Below are 16,406 nucleotides of genomic sequence, written 5' to 3'. Positions count from 1 at the left end.
GGTACGGCACCAGGACTGGCGCTGACCCTTGCCCCGATGCCGGAGGGCGAAGGCGTCGACCGGTCGAAACTGGCCGCAGTGTGGACACCGCTTGGTCTTGATGTCGGTCATCGTCACGGGGTCACCTCCTGCATCGGCGCGTCGTACCAGCGCGGGTGAACCCGACGCCACTCGTCCACGCCGGGGATCAGCCCGAGGGTGGAGCCGTCGTCCCAGGCGACGTGGACGGTCCCGGCGTCATCGACGCCGGTCACCACGCCAGTCGCGTTCGGTTGGAGGCGCGTGTGCGGGTCGGACGTGGACACCAGCGCGATGTGCGCGCCGACATCGGTCGGGTTGAGGTTCGACGCGGACTGCTTGGCGAGGAGTCGCGCACCGATCTCCCCGGCGATCTCGGCGGATCGTGCCTGGTCGTCAGTCACGCGGCCTCACCGCCCTTCTCGGCTGGCTTACCCGCGGGCGTCGCCTTCGCCGCGAACCGCTGGGCGGCGCGGGTGAACTTCGCCTGCAGGGGTGCCGAGGGCAGCTGCTTGGCGAGGGTGGCGATCTCGCGGGCGGTTATCTTCTTGTCGTCCGCGGTGTCGTTTTCGAGGTAGGCGATCAGTGACGAGACGTGGCGGGCGTCGTGACCCGGGCGGTACATCGCCTTGGGTCCGGTGGCGTCGCCGCATCCGCAGTTGCAGGTGCTGTTGGTCTTGGGCGCCTTCGCGTTCATGTTGGGGTATCCGTTTCTGGTATCTGATCTGGGGTTATCTGCCCCATGGTCCAGAAAATCATCCCGAAAATCGGGCCACAAGTATTCGCCCCGGAGCCGAGCCCGCCGAGCCTCAGACTCCGCTCGGGCGGCCGCTCGACGCGCCTCGTCCGGGATGTAGCCGCCCCAGACCCCCGCGGTCTCGCCCGCGGCAACCGCGTACTGCCGGCACTGCTCCGCGAGCGGACACTCCATGCACCGGTCCGCCGCGTACTCCTGCTGCTCAGGCACATCCGAGGTCCAACACTCAGACACCTCGCCCGAGCACGGCGTCGAGCGCCCCACCTCGGCGAGGAAGCCCACGGCATCCATGAGCTCCTCGTATAGCTCGTCGGCCTTCGGCGGGGTCTCCCGTGAACTCGGAAGGGATGGGACGGCCACGAGGGGGGTGTGATCCTCCGAGGTCACGGGAGAGGCGTCGAGCATGAGAACCAGTAGCGGGACGGACATTACGACTGCCAACCCAGTCACAGCGCCACTCGAGGCGAACCCATCGCGGCGAAGAACTCCTCCTGCGCGTCGAACGTCGCGTGAGGAGCCGCCACGTACTCGACGTGCCGCTCGTTGTGCGTCACGTAGGTGTTGCCGCCGGCACCGCCGACCATGCCGACGCCGCCGTCCGGGACCCCGAACGTGTCCTCCACGGTCGCGTCGTATGCCGGGCCCATCGCCTCCAGTCCGTCGATCAGCCCCTGACCGATGAACACGCCGAACTCGCGGAATACACGGCTGGGGCTCGCGATCCCGAACAGCCCCTTGAAGGTGTCGATGATGCCGCCGACCGTGTTCTCGAACCAGCCAGCGATCGAGGACCAGATCGACTTGAGGCCGTTCCACAGGCCCTGCAGGATGTCGCGACCGATGTTCCACAGCCACGAGGCCGCGCCGTTGAAGACCGCCTTGATCGCGCCGGGGATCGACTGGAACCAGGCGACGATGCCCTCCCAGATCGAGACGATCGTGGTGCGCACCCCCTCCCACAGTCCGCGCCAGAACGACACGTACCCGTTGAAGGCTCCGATGATGAACGCGACGAAGCCGGTGGCGACGCCACGCACCCAGCCGGTGAACCCCTCCCACACGGACTGGATCCACGCGCCGATCCCGGCCCACAGGCCAGTCCACCACCCGGAGATCGCCGCGCCGACGAGCTGCAGTCCGAGCTGGAAGTTACGGAAGACGTCGCCGACCCACTTGGTGAACCCCTCCCAGACGCCCTTGATCCACTCGCCGACTGCGGCCCAGACGCCATTCCACCAGCCGACGAAGCCCTCGATCACGCCCGTGATCCAGCCGATGAACCCACCCCAGATGTCCGTGATGAACGTCACCGCCGTATCCCAGTTCTGGATCAGCCAGACGATCGCCGCCACCAGCGCGACGATGCCGAGCACGATCCACGTCATCGGGTTGGCAAGGAGAGCCACCGTCCAAGCTGCGGTTGCCACCACGGCTGCCCAAAGCGCCGGGGCGAGCACCACCAGCAGCGCGACGCCGAGACCGGAGATCAGCGGCACCAGCAGCCCCGAGTTTCCGATGAACCAAGCGAGCGCGTTCTGCAGGCCCGTGAACGCAGGCTTCACCGCTTCGAGGGCCTGCACGAGCTTGCCCTGGATAGCCGCCGACAGGTTGCCGGCGGAGCCCTCGAACGTCTCCACCGAGCGAGCAGCCTCCACCGCGATCGGCTCGGTGCCCAGCGCCATGATCGCGGCGTTGAACTCCTCCGCCGTGATCTCCCCGGCCTCCATCGCCTCACGGAAGTTGCCCGTGTAAGCCCCGGCCTGCAGAAGTGCGTCCTGGATCGGCCCCGACGCCCCGGAAATCGCGTCGGTCAGCTGGTTCCAGTTCTCAGTGGTGAGCTTCCCCGCGCCGGCGGTCTGGGTGAGCATCGACCCGAGCCGGCCGTAGGTCTCCGGGCTACCGCCCGCGACCGCGTTGAGGTTGCCCAGCGCCATGGCGAGGGTGTCGTAGTCCTTCACGCCGTTGGACGCGAGCGACGCCGTGATCGACTGGATGTCGCCGAGGTTGTAGACCGTCTCGTCCGCATACGCCTGTGTCGCGGCCTTGAGAGCCTCGATGTTGGCGGTGCTGAGCCCGGCGAACGAGAGCGTGTCCTGGAACTTCTTGGTCTGGTCGGAGGCGTTCGCCGCCTCACCCACGAAGTCGACCAGCATCGACGTGGCCTGACTGATCGCGTCAGCTGCTACGTTGCCGAAGGCCGACCCGATCGCCGCACCCTTGGCGCTCCACCCTGAGGTCTTCTGGTCGAAGTCGGAGTCATCGACCTTGACCTTGGCGACCAGGGTTCCGATATCCAGTGCCACCGCGTCACGCTCCCGTGCTCTCGTTGAAAAATCGCGGGGCGAACTCCACCATGCACGACCTCGGCGCACAAGGATTGCGCCGACGCGTCGACACCTCCGGTACCAACCGCGTGGGACAGGACCCCTCCTCGCGACCGGTACTGTGAGCGACGTGTGGCTCTTCATCGCAGGACAATCTGACCCGCCGAAAATTGAGAAAGCCGTCGGCAATAAGACGGAAGCGTTCGACGGTTACTGGTACAACCTCGACACGGGCGCGGTGATCTTCCTCACACGCGACGACGACGTGTTCAGGAGCGCGAACGCCGACAAGATCCGCGTCTGGGCAATCGCAGCAGCCGAGCAGGAGCACGCCGTCGATGTGACATACGCACTCACGAAACAGGAGTGGAAGTACACCGACAGCAAGATGAGCAACACCACCTTCATGGCTGTGTACAAGGCGGTCTACGAGAAGCTCAACGAGCTGCTTGGTGTGAGGTAGCCAGCCGCCACGCGGTTCACAGTTCGGGCGTGCATCCGAGCTGGAAACCGAGACCGCTAAAGTCGGCGAAAGATCGACAAGCGAAGGAGCGAAGTGGCCCCCGAAGTGATGCCTTGGACCGAGCCGACCGACTGGAAGTCCAGGCGCACCACGGGAACCTGGGGGGTCCTCGTTCTCACGCTGGTCGTTGAACTGGGCCTGCAGTGGCTCGCTCAGATCGTCGCAGGTGGGATCACCGGAGCCCTCGTCGGGATCAACGGCCTTGCGAACATCACCGCGACGGACTACGAGCAGATCAACGTCACCGTGCTGTGGTCGGCGATCATCATCACGGTGATCGTCGTGTTCATGACCGCGACGCGCACCCACAGCGACCTCACCTGGATCAAGAATCCGCCCAACGGCACCCGCTGGGGCATCAAATGGTGGCCGAGCTTCTGGCGACCTGTCCTCATCGGCGCAGCCGTGCACGGCGTGATCTTCGGAGTGGTGTTGGCGATCTACGCAAACGCGGCACACTTCTAAACCGAGCACCTGGACGCCGGTCACTGGCTGCGCCCCTGCCGCCACCGTTCCAACGCCGGAACCAGGTTCAGGTCGTGGGCGGGGCACGCATCCCGGTGCACCTGCACGACGTCACTACCCCGACCGACGCCCGACCACACCGACAAGTCCGGGTGTTCGTCGCGCCAGATCAGCAGGCCGTCGCAGGGGCACACGCCCTCGATCGCCTGGATTCGCCGGCGGGCCAGCCCTTCACGGACAGCGGGCGGGGCGTCCTCGGGGATCGTCTGCACGACGATGCGGTGCCCGGGACGCCCGGCCGGCTGGACCCACTCCTCACCGGGCCCGAGGGACGGGGCATCGGGCCCCACCTCCACCGGATCAAACGGGTCGCCGCTCACGACTCGTCCTCGTCTTCCCGCTCCATGTACGCCAGAACCGCCGCCGCGAGCACCTTGAGCGTGCTCCACAGGATCCGGCGGGTCAGCGGCTTAATCTCCATCCCGTTCACCCAGGCGGCGAGCGCACCGACGATCTCGTCGGAGGTGGCGTCCGAGTCAACGAGCTCCTCGAGCATCGGCAGGAGCGAGGTCGCGAGCTCCGACACCACCTCGCAGAGGTCCGCGAGATCGCGCGTCGACGCCCCTTCGAGCTCAACCGGCGGGTGCAGCTCGACATCGGGTGCGTTCGTGGCTTGCTCGTCGAATGTCACCCACCCGTCCGCGATGCCGCCGCCTCCTGAGACCACGGTGTCGGCCTGGACCATGTAGACGGTGACCCTGCCGTTCTTGAGGTCGACGGCGAGGCCCGCGCCGGGGCCGACCAGCCCAAACCGTCCGAGTACCGCGTCGCCGTCCGCGACGCTGGCGAGGCACTGCTCGCACAGGTCGTAGCTGCTGTCGATGCCGTGAGGGCAAGTGTTCATGGTGTTCTCCTTGGGTGAGGGCCCGGTGCCACCGCGCGGAAGTTCCGGGCGGGAACGCGACGACGGCACCGGGCGGTCTGGTTTCTCAGCGGGACGGTGGTTCCGACTGAGGCTGGCGTGCGGACTCGGTGAGTCGGTATCGCGTGCCACCGGACGCCGCCGGCAGAGCGACGACGTCGCCGACCGCGACCAGCAGGTCGAGCGCCGCGTCGTACAGGTGCTTCTCGCGGCTGTTGAGCTTGCGGCGGAGCGCAGCCCTCGCCACACCTTCCGGAGCATCGGCCAGCATCCGCCGGATGCGCGGCACCATCCGCCGCACGTGTGCCGCCTCAGCAGCTGTCCGATCAGTCATCGGTGCGCTCCCTTCGCGCGTGAAAGGTTGGGAAACAGTGGGAAGGTTCGGTTCGTCCGCGGCCTTGCCCCGGCTCCCCTTGGGGGTCCCCCGTTCCCCCGCCCCATAAAGGGGCGCGGGGGAACCTGGGCGGGGCACCTTCGGGGCACATTGGGGGATATCGGGGGACCCCCGGAACGACGGGCCGGAGCGAGCGGGGTATATCTGGGGGACATCGCTCGGGGGACCCTCGGGGGATATCTGCTCAGAAGTCATCGCCGGATCCCTCCCCCGAGGTCGCCGAGAGGTCCAGCGCCTCGCTTGCCGGGTAGTGCAGGAACGCGCCGTATCTGCCCTTCTCGCGGCGGATCGTCCCTGCCTCCCCCATCGCCTGGAGCGCCGCGTTCACGTCACCCTTCTGGAAGGTGACACCGGTACCCCGTAGCCGCTGCTCGATCTGGGTGGTGTTCGCGCCGGGATCTTCCTTAACCGCTGTGAGGATCGGTCCCCCGAGGTTCGTGCTCTTCTGCTCCTTGCGACGCTTGGCGAGCCCGCCGAGGCCGGTGAGGCTCAGGCGGTGGCTTTCAGGGTCGAAGTGCAGCTGATCCTCGGTGACGTCCACGTCGCGCCCGAGCGCCTTCATGTAGCGCAGGCCGCTCTCGTCGTCTTCGTCGCCGTCCTTGCGGAGCAGGATGATCGAGTCGGGGTGGTCCTCCAGCGCTGACGCACCGCGCGAGCGGCTCCCGTTCCATCCGGCGTGCACGTTGAGGATCACGTCGCGCGCTCCGACTTCGGATCGGGCGAACACGTCCAGGTCGTTGAGGAACGCCTGCACCTGCGTGTTGTCCTGCTGGCTCTCGCCGTAGAACGCGCGGCTGAACGGGTCGATGAAAAGCGACTCGACGTCCCGCGAACGCAGCAGGTCGGCAAGGGCGGCGCGGTCCTGCTCGTGCACCAGCGGGTTCCGCCGGCCGCGCAGGTTCACCAGCAGAAGCCGCTTGCGGTCGAGGCCGACGCTCTCGGCCCACATTCCGAGCTGGTAGCCGCTGACCTCGTAGTTGAGGATCGCGACGTTGCCGCTGACCGGCACCACCGGGAACCGTCCGAGGAAATCCCGCCCGGTTAGGAACGAGTCAGCCAGGTTCAGGTTGAACGTGGTCTTGCCGGTCTTGCGCTGTGCCACCACGGAGGTGAACCCGTCTGCGAGGACCAGGCCCTCCACGCGGAACTGCGCCTGCTCCGGACGGGCGAGGATCTCCTCGAGGGTGCCGAAGTCGAACGGGTCTGCGGGATCGAGTTCGGCGAGGGTCTTGCCGAAGAGGATCTTCGCCTCGTGCTCGACGAGCTTGCGCTCGACACTCTGCGCGACGGCCCACGCCCGCTCCCCCTCCTTCGAGCGCTCCGACTCCCAGATCGAATCCGCGGTCTTGTCGCGGTCCTCGTAATCGGGATCGACGTCGGCGAGCCACTGCCTGACGTGGTGGTCGTACATCTCGCGGTTGTCGCGAAACAGGCGTGCGTAGAAGCCGGCCACCTTCGAGAGCGCGACGTTGGTCTCGCCCGTGCCCCGCCTCGGCGGGCTCAGGAGAACCTGGACGGCCTCGGAGTGACCGAAGGCGCCTCCACTGCTCGTCGTGTCGCGGGAGGGCGACGGAGACCCCGCGTCGGGTGTCTTCCGCTCCTGCTGCTCCCCCGGCAGCGGCCTGCCGTATGCGCGCCAGACCGCGCGCACGTCCTGGTCTGTCAGCGCATGCTCAGACTGGTCGTCAAGCAGCGAGTACCGGAGGCCAGTGGCCGGGTGTCGGGTCGGCGGCAGGCAGATGTATGAGCCGGAGCCGGTCTTGATGTCCACGCCGGGGACGATGTGCCCCGACTTCACCGCATGGGCGAGCGTGGAAGAACCGAGGCGGTAGATGCGGTGCGTGTTGCCGTTGGCCCGCCCGGTGAGGTGGGTCCGCGTCGGTGGCAGCTGCTCCACTTGGCGTCCGCCGGCCTGCAGGTCGAGGTCGATGACGAGCCGGCCGGTGGTCGCCCCGCCGATGCCTGCAGTCGGGTGCCGGTCGAACATGCGCCGGATCTTGTCGGGGTCGCGGCTGGCGTCGTTTACGCCGTGGCCGAGCTCCCCGCACTGCCCTGCACACTTCCCGCGAAGCGGGTCGCCCTTGGGGTGCGCGCTTGGGATCACGGGCAGCTTGTCGCGCGGCGCGAGGGGGAACACCGGCCAGCCTCGATCTGCCCATTCGAGGGCGGCGGTCAGCGCCGCGTTCGCAGTGGGGAGGAGGAGCGCGACGATTTCGGGGTCAAGGCGTGGCATCAGCGGATCACCGCCAACCAGACCGAGGACAGCACCGTTGACGCCGCGAGGACCGTCGCGCCGAAGCGATACGTGCCAGGGTCGGTGAAGTAGTCGCGGAGCTCGTGGCGGATGCGCCAGGCGAGCTGCTCGCGTCGGCATCGCCGGTAGGCCGAGGTGCTCATGCCGCCCGTACCTCCTCCGAGGTGTCGGCGACGGGGCCGAACAGGAGTTCGAGCAGTCGGCGCGTTTCCTCTGCCGGGCGGGGCCGAGCTTCCCAGTGGGTGGTGGTTGTGGTGGCCACCGCATCCTCCTCTTAGGAGGGAGTGCGCCTGAACGACAAAGCGCACCCCGAAATACCTGTGAGGGAAAGCTCCGGATGATCTTGTTCATCCGGGCCGATCCGCTTGCGGATCTTCCACACCTCATGGGTAGATCGATGTGCGCTGTAGGGAGTGCTCATCGGCAGGAGTATTGGCCAACCCCTGCGACCGGAGCCGAGGCTCCGACCTGTCTGTCGTTCTATTGAATTACAAGCCTGTATTTTACCAGGCGAAGGGGGACGCCACAATTAACCCGGGAGGACGACGCGTCGAGACTCGTCCCCAGAAGGCCGAAACCCCCGGTCGAATCGACCAGGGGTTTCGGAGCGTCTCGCCGGGGCCAATCCCCTGTCGGGGGCCAGCTGGACAGCCTCTATTTTATCGTCTGACCAGGGAACGCCGCGATGTCGCCAGTCTCCGGGTCGATGATCTCGTCGTCCTCGTCGTCATCGACGCCCGCCTGGCCATACAACTCTTCGGTCATTTCCGCGTGCGTCGCGCGATCCTCGTCGGCCTCGCGCCGAGAGTAGATGAAGCGACCGCTCGAACTGATACCCGGCCGGTCGCCGCCGTGACGGATGCTGCGAAGAAGCGCGCGCACACGCTGAGGTCCACCGTTCGCCACAGCCTTGCGAAGCTGGGGGTCTTCGCCCATGAGCTTCGCGAGCTCGATGATGTCGAATAGATCGGCGGGGTCCGCGAACCGGCCACGGTCGTGCGCCTCGTGGCGCACCTTCGTAACGTCGCGCTGGACGCTGCGAACCAAGTCCAGCACCTCTTCGAGGATGTCCTTCTCTCCCCGTTCCGTCGTGGGGTCGACGCCCCCGGACGCAGCCTTGACAGCCTCCTCAAGCTGAGGCCACATGCTTTCGAACATGACATCGCGAGTCGCCTGCGGTACACCACCTCCAGCTGCGGCCGCGATGTCGTCAAGAAGCTTCTTCACATCCGCCTTCTCGCCCAAGACAGTGTCCTGAAACTGCGACAGCGGTCCAGTGATATCGGCGCGAGTCACATCGACCAGCACCGTCGACACGTGCGATTCCCCGAGGGACTTTGCGATCGTGCCCGCCTCGAAGTTCACCCACGGCGCACCGTGGTTCAACTTGGTAAGCACCACGATGCCGTAGTTGACCGACTCGAGCTCGCTGGCTATCACGTTGAGCCCGCGTTCGCCCTTGGCGATGTCCTGGCTCGAAACGAACGGCGTTACCGAGCCGGCCAGCACCGTAGGGAGCCATGTCCGCAGGAACTCGGCGACCTGCTTCGCCTGTTCGCCGGACCAGCTGATGAAGATCTTCACCGCCTCACCCTATCGACCGAGCGCTTCGGAGCCGGAATGCCCATGTTCACCCGAAGCCCCTCGCTCGAGAAAGTTTTCCCGCGCGCTTTATGAACGGCGTTCTGATCCGTATAGATAACCCATGGACATGAATCAGATCTTCGAAACCCTCACCAACTCAGCGCCCCTCGGGGCATGGCTCGGCTTCATCGCCTGGTTGATTAAGACGCTGCAGCTCGGACACCACGTACAGCGCTTCTTGCGCTCGCTGGAGTGTGCCGTCTGGGAGCGCATGTTGCGCTCTCGCGGGGCGTCGGACAAGGAATTGCGTAGGTTCATCCGCGAGTTCGCGATCGGTGGACGTGGCCCGTCACCTTGAGTCGGCGGGTCGGGTGCCCGACCTGCCATCATGTCGCGAATCGAACAAATCTCCGAACACCGGTACCCTGGTTTCAGGCCGGAGGAAGGGGAACCGGTCGGGTGGGGACGAACAGACGCTACGCCGACAGGATCGACAGGCAGATGGACGAGCGGATCCTCGCAACCATCGCCGCCAAGGGCGGTCTGCAGTCCCTCAGCGCCGCGGAGCTCGCCCTCGACCGTGAGCAGCTGACTATCGACCCCGAGCCCAAGCCGGTACTCGCGTGGGTTCGGTTCTACGGCGAAGCAGTGCGCGTGCGCGGCTTCGCGTGCCGCTGGACTCCGAAGGCGGTCGGCGTGAAGTTCACCGCTGGTGGTAAGGAGTACACGACTTGGGTGTGGTCGGATGCCGTGGAGCTTGACCAAGAGGTGCGCCCGCCCTCTGACGCGGAGAAGTACGGGCCTCAGTAGGTCGGCTCGGTAGCTGTTCGTCGGGCGTCAGTCCGATTTACAACTTCAAGCGCTTCTGGGAGCAGCGGTCGCCGCATCGCCCTGCCAGTTCACCATCGTGCCGCCGATGATGTTGAGGACCAGAGACTCAATGAAGATCACCGTTTCATCCCGCCCGGGCCTGTATCGGGTCGGGTGACCGCACAGGTTTCGCAGGGTCAGGCGCTCATCGAGGAGGGCGCGTGCGTTGCGATTGATTAGCCCGGCGTCCTCCGCGATCTGGAGTACCGACGACTCCTTGAGGTACAGCAAGTCGTCGGTCTTGCGGATCCTCCGGTACGCGTTGGACGTGCCATAGCGGGCATGGTTGGCCTTCTCCATCGCCTTGATCCCGCCCCGGTGGCCGTCGATGACCGAGAACAGGTGCTGGATGCAAGCCGACCACACCATAAGAACGGCGGCGCGGTACATGCCGCCCTCGTAGCAGCGCACTGCCTCGTCGAGGTAGTCCTGATAGTCGGTCGGCGCGGATGCCGCCGCTTCCCGGAGCGAGTGAAGTGCCAGTGCGGGGGCCTCGACTGCCGAGTCCTTCACCGGCAAGGCGTGCAGGCGCTGGAACTCGGCGAGCGAGGCGAGACTCGGCATTCGGCTACTCACCTTCGACGGCTTCTGCGGGACCGTCGTTGAGGACGTACTTGCGCATGTTCTTGAAGATCTCCGCGACGGTCTCAGCCGTGGCATCGGCGGCGATGTGGATCTCGAGGTTGATGTGGATCGCCGGGCTCGTCTGCAAGGTCACCTGCTGGGTGCCGGTGGTTCCGCCCTGCCTGCCGCCGGCGTTGCCGTTGCGGATGTTCGCGGGCGCGGTCTGGGCGGCGGACTCTCCGGAGTTCCCCTGGTCCTCGTACTCCGCGTCGTCTTCGCTGCTGTCCTCGTCGTCTTCGTGCTTCTTGCCGACCAGGTAGGTGTTGTAGAAGTTCTCAATCGCGGCCCGCTCGCCCTTGAAGTAGGTCTCAGGACGGTTCTTGCCCGCGGTGATGAACTTGCCCAGTCCGGCTGCCTCTGCGACACGCATGAACACGATGACGCCGTCCCCGAGGGCGGCACCCTGCGCGCCTTCGAGCAGGTCGGAGTAGTGGCGGTACCACTGGTCGCCCACGTCGGTCTTGGTGGGGTCGGACTTGTTCGTGAAGTACATCCACTCCAGCGTCTGCGCATAGAGGGGGGCCTGTGCCATGAGAGACAACATGACCTTCGACTTCTCGGTGAAGTCCTGGGCAGAGGCGTACTTCCGACCGGCGTCGGTGATTTCGACGTTCTGCCCGTCGCGGCTGATCAGACCGAGCCACCGCGCGGCCTCGATCTTGCGATTGTCGCTGACCTTCTCCAGGTTCGACTTCACCTTGGCGAGCGAGACCCACCCGAAACTCGGGCGCAGGTACGCGGTCAACTTGTCGAGGTCATCGACGATGGTCTTCATCGGGATCATGGAACACTCCTTGTCGGCTTACTGCTGAACATGGAAGTCCATGCCTTCGGCCTCCACACTCAGAAGTATCCGGTATCAATCCGCGCAAACTCAAGGAACACGCCACAAATCTTCCTGAGAGTTTGCTCAAGAACCGTGGCTGGGTTGAACTGCCAGAGCCTGTAATGTTTGCGTCCAAGACCAGATCCATCTCTAAAGTCCTGATCAGATACCATTAATCAACATAGCGCGACTGTCGTTCGAGGTAGGTACTGAGCATTCAAGCTGCATCTTGGAGTCTGGGCACCAGCAAGGAGCGTCAGGGTCGGGTTGGCAGTGAAATAGATAATGGTCGGCGCATTGGTAGGTGGTCGTGGCCACTAGTCCCGCGCGCTGGGTGGGGCGCTGACGGCTTCCGACACCCCGGCGCGGCCTCCCGCACCCCCTCCTTAATACGAGAGACCCCCGGACCCCCTGGGAGAGGGGTGCGGGGGTCTCAGGTCGCCGGAGCGGCGCGGAGCGGCTACTCCTGGATCAGCCCCGGGCGCGGTTCCGGGAGCACTTCGTCGGCAAGCCGCTGAGCGTTGATACTGAACTGCTCGATCACCGACACGACCATGGTCATGTCCGGTGCCGCCTTGGCGTCGTTCACCGTCAGGTCCGCGTATGCGGCCGTGTGGTTCCGAAGCGCCTGACTCAGGAACTGCCGATTCCGAGGGTCCGCGCATGCCTCGAGCAGGTCGAGCGTCTTCTCGGTCGCGTCGAGGATCCGATTCGACAACGCCGCACGACGGTTGCGGGCGTACTCGCTCTGCACACCCCGAGCCTTCGCCATGGCCTCGGGCGTCCCGGACGACCCCTGACCGGTGCGGGCGAAGTCCAGGCCCTCGGTGTCGCGGACGATCCGGGAAATGGTCGACGGGTGTACGCCCACGGCTCTCGCTACCTGACCGCGCGTCTGCCCCTCACGGACCAGCGCGCGCACCCGCTCCTCGACCTCAGCCGATGCCTTCACGCCTGACTTCATCACTTCCCCTCCTTCGGTGGTGGGCGGGCGGCAGGAGCCTGTAACCCCTACCGCCCGCCGATCGGATCAGCGCGCGCGCACCGCGTCCGAGCGGAGGAACAGGCCGTCGATCCGCTGAACCTCGTGGTCGATCTCGACATCGCGCTGGAGCGTCTCGTCCAGGTTGAGCGCCCGGTAACCCTCCACGTCGACCCGGGCGAGGCGCGACAGCGCCCCGAGCGAGGCGGCACCCTCAAGTGCCTCCGTCAGGACGTCACGCCAGGCCGACAGGACGTTCGCGTCCGCCGTCACGTCGCGCGCATGGACCGCCGCCGGCACGCCCGCCTCGACCAGCTGCTGGAACACCAGCTCGCGGACCTCGGCGACCACGCCCTCGGGGTCGGCCGACTGCAGGGCCTGGGGCGAGACCTCGATCCACTGCCCGATCGCCGCGAGACGGACCGGGTTCGCCTGCTTGATGATGACCTCCAGCGAGCGACCGGCGTCCAGCAGCGTCTGGACCTTCCGCCACTCGGCTTCCTGCAGTGCCACATCGTCGGCGTTCTTGGGCGCGAGCCCGTCGAGCACCTTCGCGATACCCGTGTCGGGGTTCGCCTCGGGGGCGGTCGGGATCAGCGCCTGCAGGGCCGCACGAGCGTCCATGATCCGCTTGAAGCGCTCGCGGTGGATCGCGCTGTTCGTGTAGTTCGGGTTCTGGTAGTCCGCCGCCTGCGAGAGCGAGCGCCGGAACGTCAGGAAAGCCTGAACGTACGGGGTGGTGTTGATTGCCATTGGTTTCTCCAATCTGGGCGGGCCGCGTCCTGGGTGGATCTCGCGATCCTGGGTGGGCGGGGCCCTGGGTGACTCGCCGTCCGGTCGGCCGACGAGAGTTCGTCGGCACGCCTAAGCGGCCACCTCCACGGGGAGGGTGAATGGGAAGCGCGGAAGTGCGGCGGGCGCGTCAGACGCAAGCCGGCCGAGCCGGGAGGAGCATGTAGATCTCCTTCCGGCCCGCGCGTTCGATGAGTGCGCGCTTGGCATCCTCACGCGCGTCGAGCGCCTGCGCCTGGAGCACATGCGCGAGCGGCGCGCCGCGTTCGATGGCGGCTACGAGCTGGTCGATGGCACGGGTCAGCGCCGGGATCTCGAGCCCCGCGGCCAGCCGCGTGAGCGCCTCGGACAGCGGCGAGCCGGTGCCGACGGCGATCACGACCCCCCGCAGTTCGCTGGTGAGCTCGCCCGCGCCGACCTCGCTCACGCGCCGGAGCGAGTCGAGGATTCCCTCGCCTGCCGACAGGCAGAGGGCGAGGAATTCCAGCACCGTCGGAAGCTCCTCCTCGATGCGCGCGGCGCGGGCCTGGGCGGCGTGGGTGAGCCAGGCGTCGTAGGCGAGCGCGGCGGCGACCGCCGCGACGGGCGGCACGAGCCCGAGCACCGGCGATCCGCGTCCGGCGAGCACGAGGACCACGGCGACACCGCCGCCGACTCCGAGGCCCACGATGGCCCAGCCGAGCTGACGACTGCGGAATCGTGCGGCGTCGATCGTCCACGCCGCACGGTGCAGGCGCCGCATGAGCACGGCGTCGCCGCCGGCCAGCCGCGCGAGCCGGCCGTGGGCGAATGCCGACCAGTCGAACGGCGACCCGCCCGGCGCCACGACATCGAGGCCGCGCGGGTCCGTGACGTCGCGGATGTAGGGCGCGATCCGCCGGGCCAGGCTCGGGGCACCCCATCGCGGCGCGAGCGAGATGAGCAGGCAGACGCCCACACCGAGCGCGGTGCCGAGCACGACGGCGAAGGCGAGGTCGCTCATCCTGGTCGCGATCACCCGAACCACCTCCGCGGTTCGGGAAGGCGGCCCAGCCGGATCATGAGCCGGTAGGCGACCAACGACACCGCCGCACCGATCAGGATCAGGGCGATGCCGCCCGGGCTCCCGTACGCACGGGCTCCCTCCGGACGCATAGCCAGCAGCGCCAGGATCACCCACGGTGCGACGACGCCGAGCACCGCCGCTCCGCGGATCCACGACTGCCGCGATTCGACCTCGGCACGCAGGGCGGCGTCCGCGCGCACGGATCCGGCGAGTGCCCGCAGAACGGAGGTGAGCTCGGTGCCGCCCACCTGCCGTGCCATCCGCAGCGTCTCGACGATGCGGTCGGCGACGGGATCGGCGAGGCTGATCTTGAGTCGATGGATGCTGGAGTCGAAGTGACCCGACGCCGACATGTCGCGGGCGAACCCGGCGAACGCCGGCCGGAGCTCGGCGGGCGCCGAGTCGGCGAGGCTCGCCACCGCATCGGGAAGCGACATCCCGGCCCGCACCGACGCGATGAGCAGATCGCACACGTCGGGCCAGAGCCCCCGCCGCGTGCGCAGCAGTTTCGAGCGGCGCGCACGCAGCCACGCGAATGGAGCGATGGCGCCCGCGGCCGCGGCGACGAGTGCGAGCGCGGCGACGGGTGCCACGAGCCACGCGATCGCAGCCGCGACCACGGCGCATACAGCGGCCACCACCGTGACCGAGGAGACCGAGGCGCGCGGCATCCCCGCGTCTTCGAGCAGGCGGGCGATCCGCCCACGGCGCGCCGCTCCGGGGCGGCGGCGGGCGTCCGCGGGCCACAACCACGGTGACAGCACCAGCAGGAGCCCGGCGGCCAGCACCGCACCCCAGACGAAGGTCACGGTGCGTCCGCCCGGTAAAGGGTGCGAGCGCTGATGACGGAATCCGCGACGCCGGTCGGCGCGACGATCTCCACGACGCGGCGCCCGCCCGCAGCACCGCGCTCGCAGTGCGCGACCAGGTGGACGGATGCCGCGACGGCCGGCTGCACGAAGCTCGCGTCGATGTTGCGCCCCGCGAGCAGCGGCAGCGCGGCGAGCTTGCCGAGCGCCTCGCGCGCGGAGTTCGCGTGGATCGTCGCCGCTCCCGGCACGCCGGTGTTGAGCGCCAGCAGGAGGTCCAGCGCCTCGGCGTCGCGCACCTCTCCCACGACCAGACGGTCGGGGCGCATGCGGAGAGCCTCCTTGACGAGGCGCCGCAGCGTGACCTCCCCGGTCCCTTCGAGGCTGGGCTGGCGTCCCTGCAGTGAGACGAGGTCGGGTGCCGCAACAGCGAGCTCGAACGTCTCCTCCACCGTCACGATGCGATGCTCCGGCGGGCACGCCGCGATGAGCGCGCCTAGCAGCGTCGTCTTGCCGGCGTGCGTCGCACCCGAGACGAGCACCGACTGCCCGGCCAACATCGCGTCGCGCAGCAGGGCCGCGGCCTCGGGAGCGATCGAGCCCGCGGCGACCAGGCGCCCGAGGTCGCGGTACGCCGGAAGGAACTTGCGGATGTTCACCGCCCAGTGCCGCCGCGTGATGTCGGGAATCACGACGTGCAGGCGGCTTCCGTCGGGCAGCGACGCGTCGACGAAGGGCTGGCTCAGGTCGACGCGGCGGCCGCTGGACTGCAGCATCCGCTCGACGAGGTCCCGGACGGCGGTGTCGGTCAGCATCAGCGGAACGCGCTCTGCGACGCCCGCCCGCGCGACGAAGATGCGATCGGGAGCGTTGATCCAGACCTCCTCGACGCTCGGATCGTCGAGGTACGCCTGCAACGGGCCGAAGCCGGCGACGGCGGCGAGCACCTCCCGCACGCAAGCCGTCTCGTCGTCCACGGTCGCCAACCCACGGGCGAGCGCGAAGTCGTTGTGCCGCCGCACCTCGGCTCGCGCGACCTGAGCCGCGAACTCCGGGTCACGGGTCGGATCCGACCGCTCCGCGCGCAGTCTCTCGCGCACCCGCTCAGCCACGAGAGTCGCGACGGGAGCGGTCGAGGAGGTCACGTCAGCATCCTCGCAATTCGCCCCGGAGCCAGCCGAAAGTTATCCACAGATGCGGTCGACCCGCCCGCGGGG

The 16,406-nt window shown here is 67.5% G+C and carries 21 protein-coding genes; 4 read left to right on the top strand and 17 right to left on the bottom strand.

From position 1 onward, the window contains the following. Positions 1–113: 113 nt before the first annotated feature. The 3 genes from Q9R08_RS04915 to Q9R08_RS04905 are packed head-to-tail and all read right to left on the bottom strand — an operon-like array spanning position 114 to position 3,078. Positions 114–422: a DUF4314 domain-containing protein gene (locus tag Q9R08_RS04915; RefSeq protein ID WP_308866746.1), complete on the bottom strand. Its 309-nt coding sequence runs from the start codon at positions 420–422 to the stop codon at positions 114–116. Beyond that, positions 419–1,225 (bottom strand): WhiB family transcriptional regulator, encoded by an 807-nt coding sequence (locus tag Q9R08_RS04910; protein ID WP_308866745.1) that lies wholly within the window; start codon positions 1,223–1,225, stop codon positions 419–421. The genes Q9R08_RS04915 and Q9R08_RS04910 overlap by 4 nt, the downstream gene beginning before the upstream one ends. Next, positions 1,222–3,078, bottom strand: coding sequence for a phage tail protein (locus Q9R08_RS04905; protein ID WP_308866744.1), 1,857 nt, complete (start codon positions 3,076–3,078; stop codon positions 1,222–1,224). The genes Q9R08_RS04910 and Q9R08_RS04905 overlap by 4 nt, the downstream gene beginning before the upstream one ends. 151 nt (positions 3,079–3,229) lie before the next feature. On the opposite strand from Q9R08_RS04905, the gene Q9R08_RS04900 reads away from it, so the two are divergent. Together Q9R08_RS04900 and Q9R08_RS04895 are read left to right on the top strand one after the other, a co-directional pair. Then, positions 3,230–3,562 carry a hypothetical protein gene (locus Q9R08_RS04900; protein WP_308866743.1) on the top strand — a complete coding sequence of 111 codons (333 nt, stop codon included), beginning with the start codon at positions 3,230–3,232 and terminating at the stop codon, positions 3,560–3,562. A 93-nt stretch (positions 3,563–3,655) separates the two neighbouring features. After that, positions 3,656–4,087, top strand: a complete 432-nt coding sequence (locus Q9R08_RS04895; protein WP_308866742.1) for a hypothetical protein — start codon at positions 3,656–3,658, stop codon at positions 4,085–4,087. A gap of 20 nt (positions 4,088–4,107) precedes the next feature. On the opposite strand, the gene Q9R08_RS04890 is transcribed toward Q9R08_RS04895, so the two are convergent. The 7 genes from Q9R08_RS04890 to Q9R08_RS04860 all read right to left on the bottom strand — a co-directional run bounded on the left by Q9R08_RS04890 (position 4,108) and on the right by Q9R08_RS04860 (position 9,241). After that, positions 4,108–4,467, bottom strand: a complete 360-nt coding sequence (locus Q9R08_RS04890) for a hypothetical protein (RefSeq protein ID WP_308866741.1) — start codon at positions 4,465–4,467, stop codon at positions 4,108–4,110. Then, positions 4,464–4,991: a hypothetical protein gene (locus tag Q9R08_RS04885; RefSeq protein WP_308866740.1), complete on the bottom strand. Its 528-nt coding sequence runs from the start codon at positions 4,989–4,991 to the stop codon at positions 4,464–4,466. The genes Q9R08_RS04890 and Q9R08_RS04885 overlap by 4 nt, the downstream gene beginning before the upstream one ends. A gap of 85 nt (positions 4,992–5,076) precedes the next feature. Further along, on the bottom strand, positions 5,077–5,343 hold the full coding sequence (locus tag Q9R08_RS04880; RefSeq protein ID WP_308866739.1) for a hypothetical protein: 267 nt from the start codon (positions 5,341–5,343) through the stop codon (positions 5,077–5,079). Between the two features lie 244 nt (positions 5,344–5,587). Beyond that, entirely contained in the window at positions 5,588–7,636 is a 2,049-nt protein-coding gene (locus Q9R08_RS04875; RefSeq protein WP_308866738.1) for an AAA family ATPase, read from the bottom strand. Continuing rightward, a complete protein-coding gene (locus tag Q9R08_RS04870; protein ID WP_308866737.1) occupies positions 7,636–7,800 on the bottom strand; it encodes a hypothetical protein in 165 nt (54 codons plus the stop codon). Before Q9R08_RS04870 ends, Q9R08_RS04875 begins: the two co-directional genes overlap by 1 nt. After that, positions 7,797–7,919, bottom strand: a complete 123-nt coding sequence (locus tag Q9R08_RS04865; protein WP_308866734.1) for a hypothetical protein — start codon at positions 7,917–7,919, stop codon at positions 7,797–7,799. The genes Q9R08_RS04870 and Q9R08_RS04865 overlap by 4 nt, the downstream gene beginning before the upstream one ends. 392 nt (positions 7,920–8,311) lie before the next feature. Beyond that, the gene (locus tag Q9R08_RS04860) at positions 8,312–9,241 is read right to left on the bottom strand and encodes a hypothetical protein (RefSeq protein WP_308866733.1); all 930 of its coding nucleotides are present in this window, start codon (positions 9,239–9,241) and stop codon (positions 8,312–8,314) included. Positions 9,242–9,362: 121 nt separating this feature from the next. On the opposite strand from Q9R08_RS04860, the gene Q9R08_RS04855 reads away from it, so the two are divergent. Together Q9R08_RS04855 and Q9R08_RS04850 are read left to right on the top strand one after the other, a co-directional pair. After that, positions 9,363–9,599 (top strand): hypothetical protein, encoded by a 237-nt coding sequence (locus Q9R08_RS04855; RefSeq protein WP_308866732.1) that lies wholly within the window; start codon positions 9,363–9,365, stop codon positions 9,597–9,599. A 101-nt stretch (positions 9,600–9,700) separates the two neighbouring features. Further along, complete coding sequence (locus Q9R08_RS04850) at positions 9,701–10,051, top strand: hypothetical protein (RefSeq protein ID WP_308866731.1); 351 nt, start codon at positions 9,701–9,703, stop codon at positions 10,049–10,051. Between the two features lie 45 nt (positions 10,052–10,096). Here the strand turns inward: Q9R08_RS04850 and Q9R08_RS04845 are convergent, their stop codons facing one another. From Q9R08_RS04845 to Q9R08_RS04815, 7 genes are all read right to left on the bottom strand, one after another. Further along, a complete protein-coding gene (locus tag Q9R08_RS04845; RefSeq protein WP_308866730.1) occupies positions 10,097–10,675 on the bottom strand; it encodes a hypothetical protein in 579 nt (192 codons plus the stop codon). Between the two features lie 4 nt (positions 10,676–10,679). Continuing rightward, on the bottom strand, positions 10,680–11,519 hold the full coding sequence (locus Q9R08_RS04840) for a hypothetical protein (RefSeq protein ID WP_308866729.1): 840 nt from the start codon (positions 11,517–11,519) through the stop codon (positions 10,680–10,682). 502 nt (positions 11,520–12,021) lie between these two features. After that, on the bottom strand, positions 12,022–12,483 hold the full coding sequence (locus tag Q9R08_RS04835) for a helix-turn-helix domain-containing protein (RefSeq protein WP_308866728.1): 462 nt from the start codon (positions 12,481–12,483) through the stop codon (positions 12,022–12,024). A 108-nt stretch (positions 12,484–12,591) separates the two neighbouring features. Beyond that, positions 12,592–13,296, bottom strand: a complete 705-nt coding sequence (locus tag Q9R08_RS04830; RefSeq protein ID WP_308866727.1) for a hypothetical protein — start codon at positions 13,294–13,296, stop codon at positions 12,592–12,594. 169 nt (positions 13,297–13,465) lie between these two features. Further along, positions 13,466–14,332: a type II secretion system F family protein gene (locus Q9R08_RS04825; protein WP_308866726.1), complete on the bottom strand. Its 867-nt coding sequence runs from the start codon at positions 14,330–14,332 to the stop codon at positions 13,466–13,468. Beyond that, the gene (locus tag Q9R08_RS04820; protein WP_308866724.1) at positions 14,329–15,189 is read right to left on the bottom strand and encodes a type II secretion system F family protein; all 861 of its coding nucleotides are present in this window, start codon (positions 15,187–15,189) and stop codon (positions 14,329–14,331) included. Before Q9R08_RS04820 ends, Q9R08_RS04825 begins: the two co-directional genes overlap by 4 nt. Then, positions 15,186–16,334, bottom strand: a complete 1,149-nt coding sequence (locus Q9R08_RS04815) for a TadA family conjugal transfer-associated ATPase (protein WP_308866723.1) — start codon at positions 16,332–16,334, stop codon at positions 15,186–15,188. Before Q9R08_RS04815 ends, Q9R08_RS04820 begins: the two co-directional genes overlap by 4 nt. Positions 16,335–16,406: the final 72 nt, after the last annotated feature.

The organism is Microbacterium psychrotolerans (assembly GCF_031085295.1).
Lineage (GTDB): Bacteria > Actinomycetota > Actinomycetes > Actinomycetales > Microbacteriaceae > Microbacterium > Microbacterium psychrotolerans.
The sequence above is the reverse complement of the archived record's forward strand: the minus strand, read 5'-3'. Positions and strand labels throughout refer to the sequence as shown.

What these genes read in the sequence shown, in the direction of transcription:
- Q9R08_RS04885 (WP_308866740.1), bottom strand. Translation starts at nt 4,991, where the DNA reads ATGAACACTTGCCCTCACGGCATCGACAGCAGCTACGACCTGTGCGAG.
- Q9R08_RS04880 (WP_308866739.1), bottom strand. Translation starts at nt 5,343, where the DNA reads ATGACTGATCGGACAGCTGCTGAGGCGGCACACGTGCGGCGGATGGTG.
- Q9R08_RS04875 (WP_308866738.1), bottom strand. Translation starts at nt 7,636, where the DNA reads ATGCCACGCCTTGACCCCGAAATCGTCGCGCTCCTCCTCCCCACTGCG.
- Q9R08_RS04870 (WP_308866737.1), bottom strand. Translation starts at nt 7,800, where the DNA reads ATGAGCACCTCGGCCTACCGGCGATGCCGACGCGAGCAGCTCGCCTGG.
- Q9R08_RS04855 (WP_308866732.1), top strand. Translation starts at nt 9,363, where the DNA reads ATGGACATGAATCAGATCTTCGAAACCCTCACCAACTCAGCGCCCCTC.
- Q9R08_RS04845 (WP_308866730.1), bottom strand. Translation starts at nt 10,675, where the DNA reads ATGCCGAGTCTCGCCTCGCTCGCCGAGTTCCAGCGCCTGCACGCCTTG.
- Q9R08_RS04840 (WP_308866729.1), bottom strand. Translation starts at nt 11,519, where the DNA reads ATGATCCCGATGAAGACCATCGTCGATGACCTCGACAAGTTGACCGCG.
- Q9R08_RS04830 (WP_308866727.1), bottom strand. Translation starts at nt 13,296, where the DNA reads ATGGCAATCAACACCACCCCGTACGTTCAGGCTTTCCTGACGTTCCGG.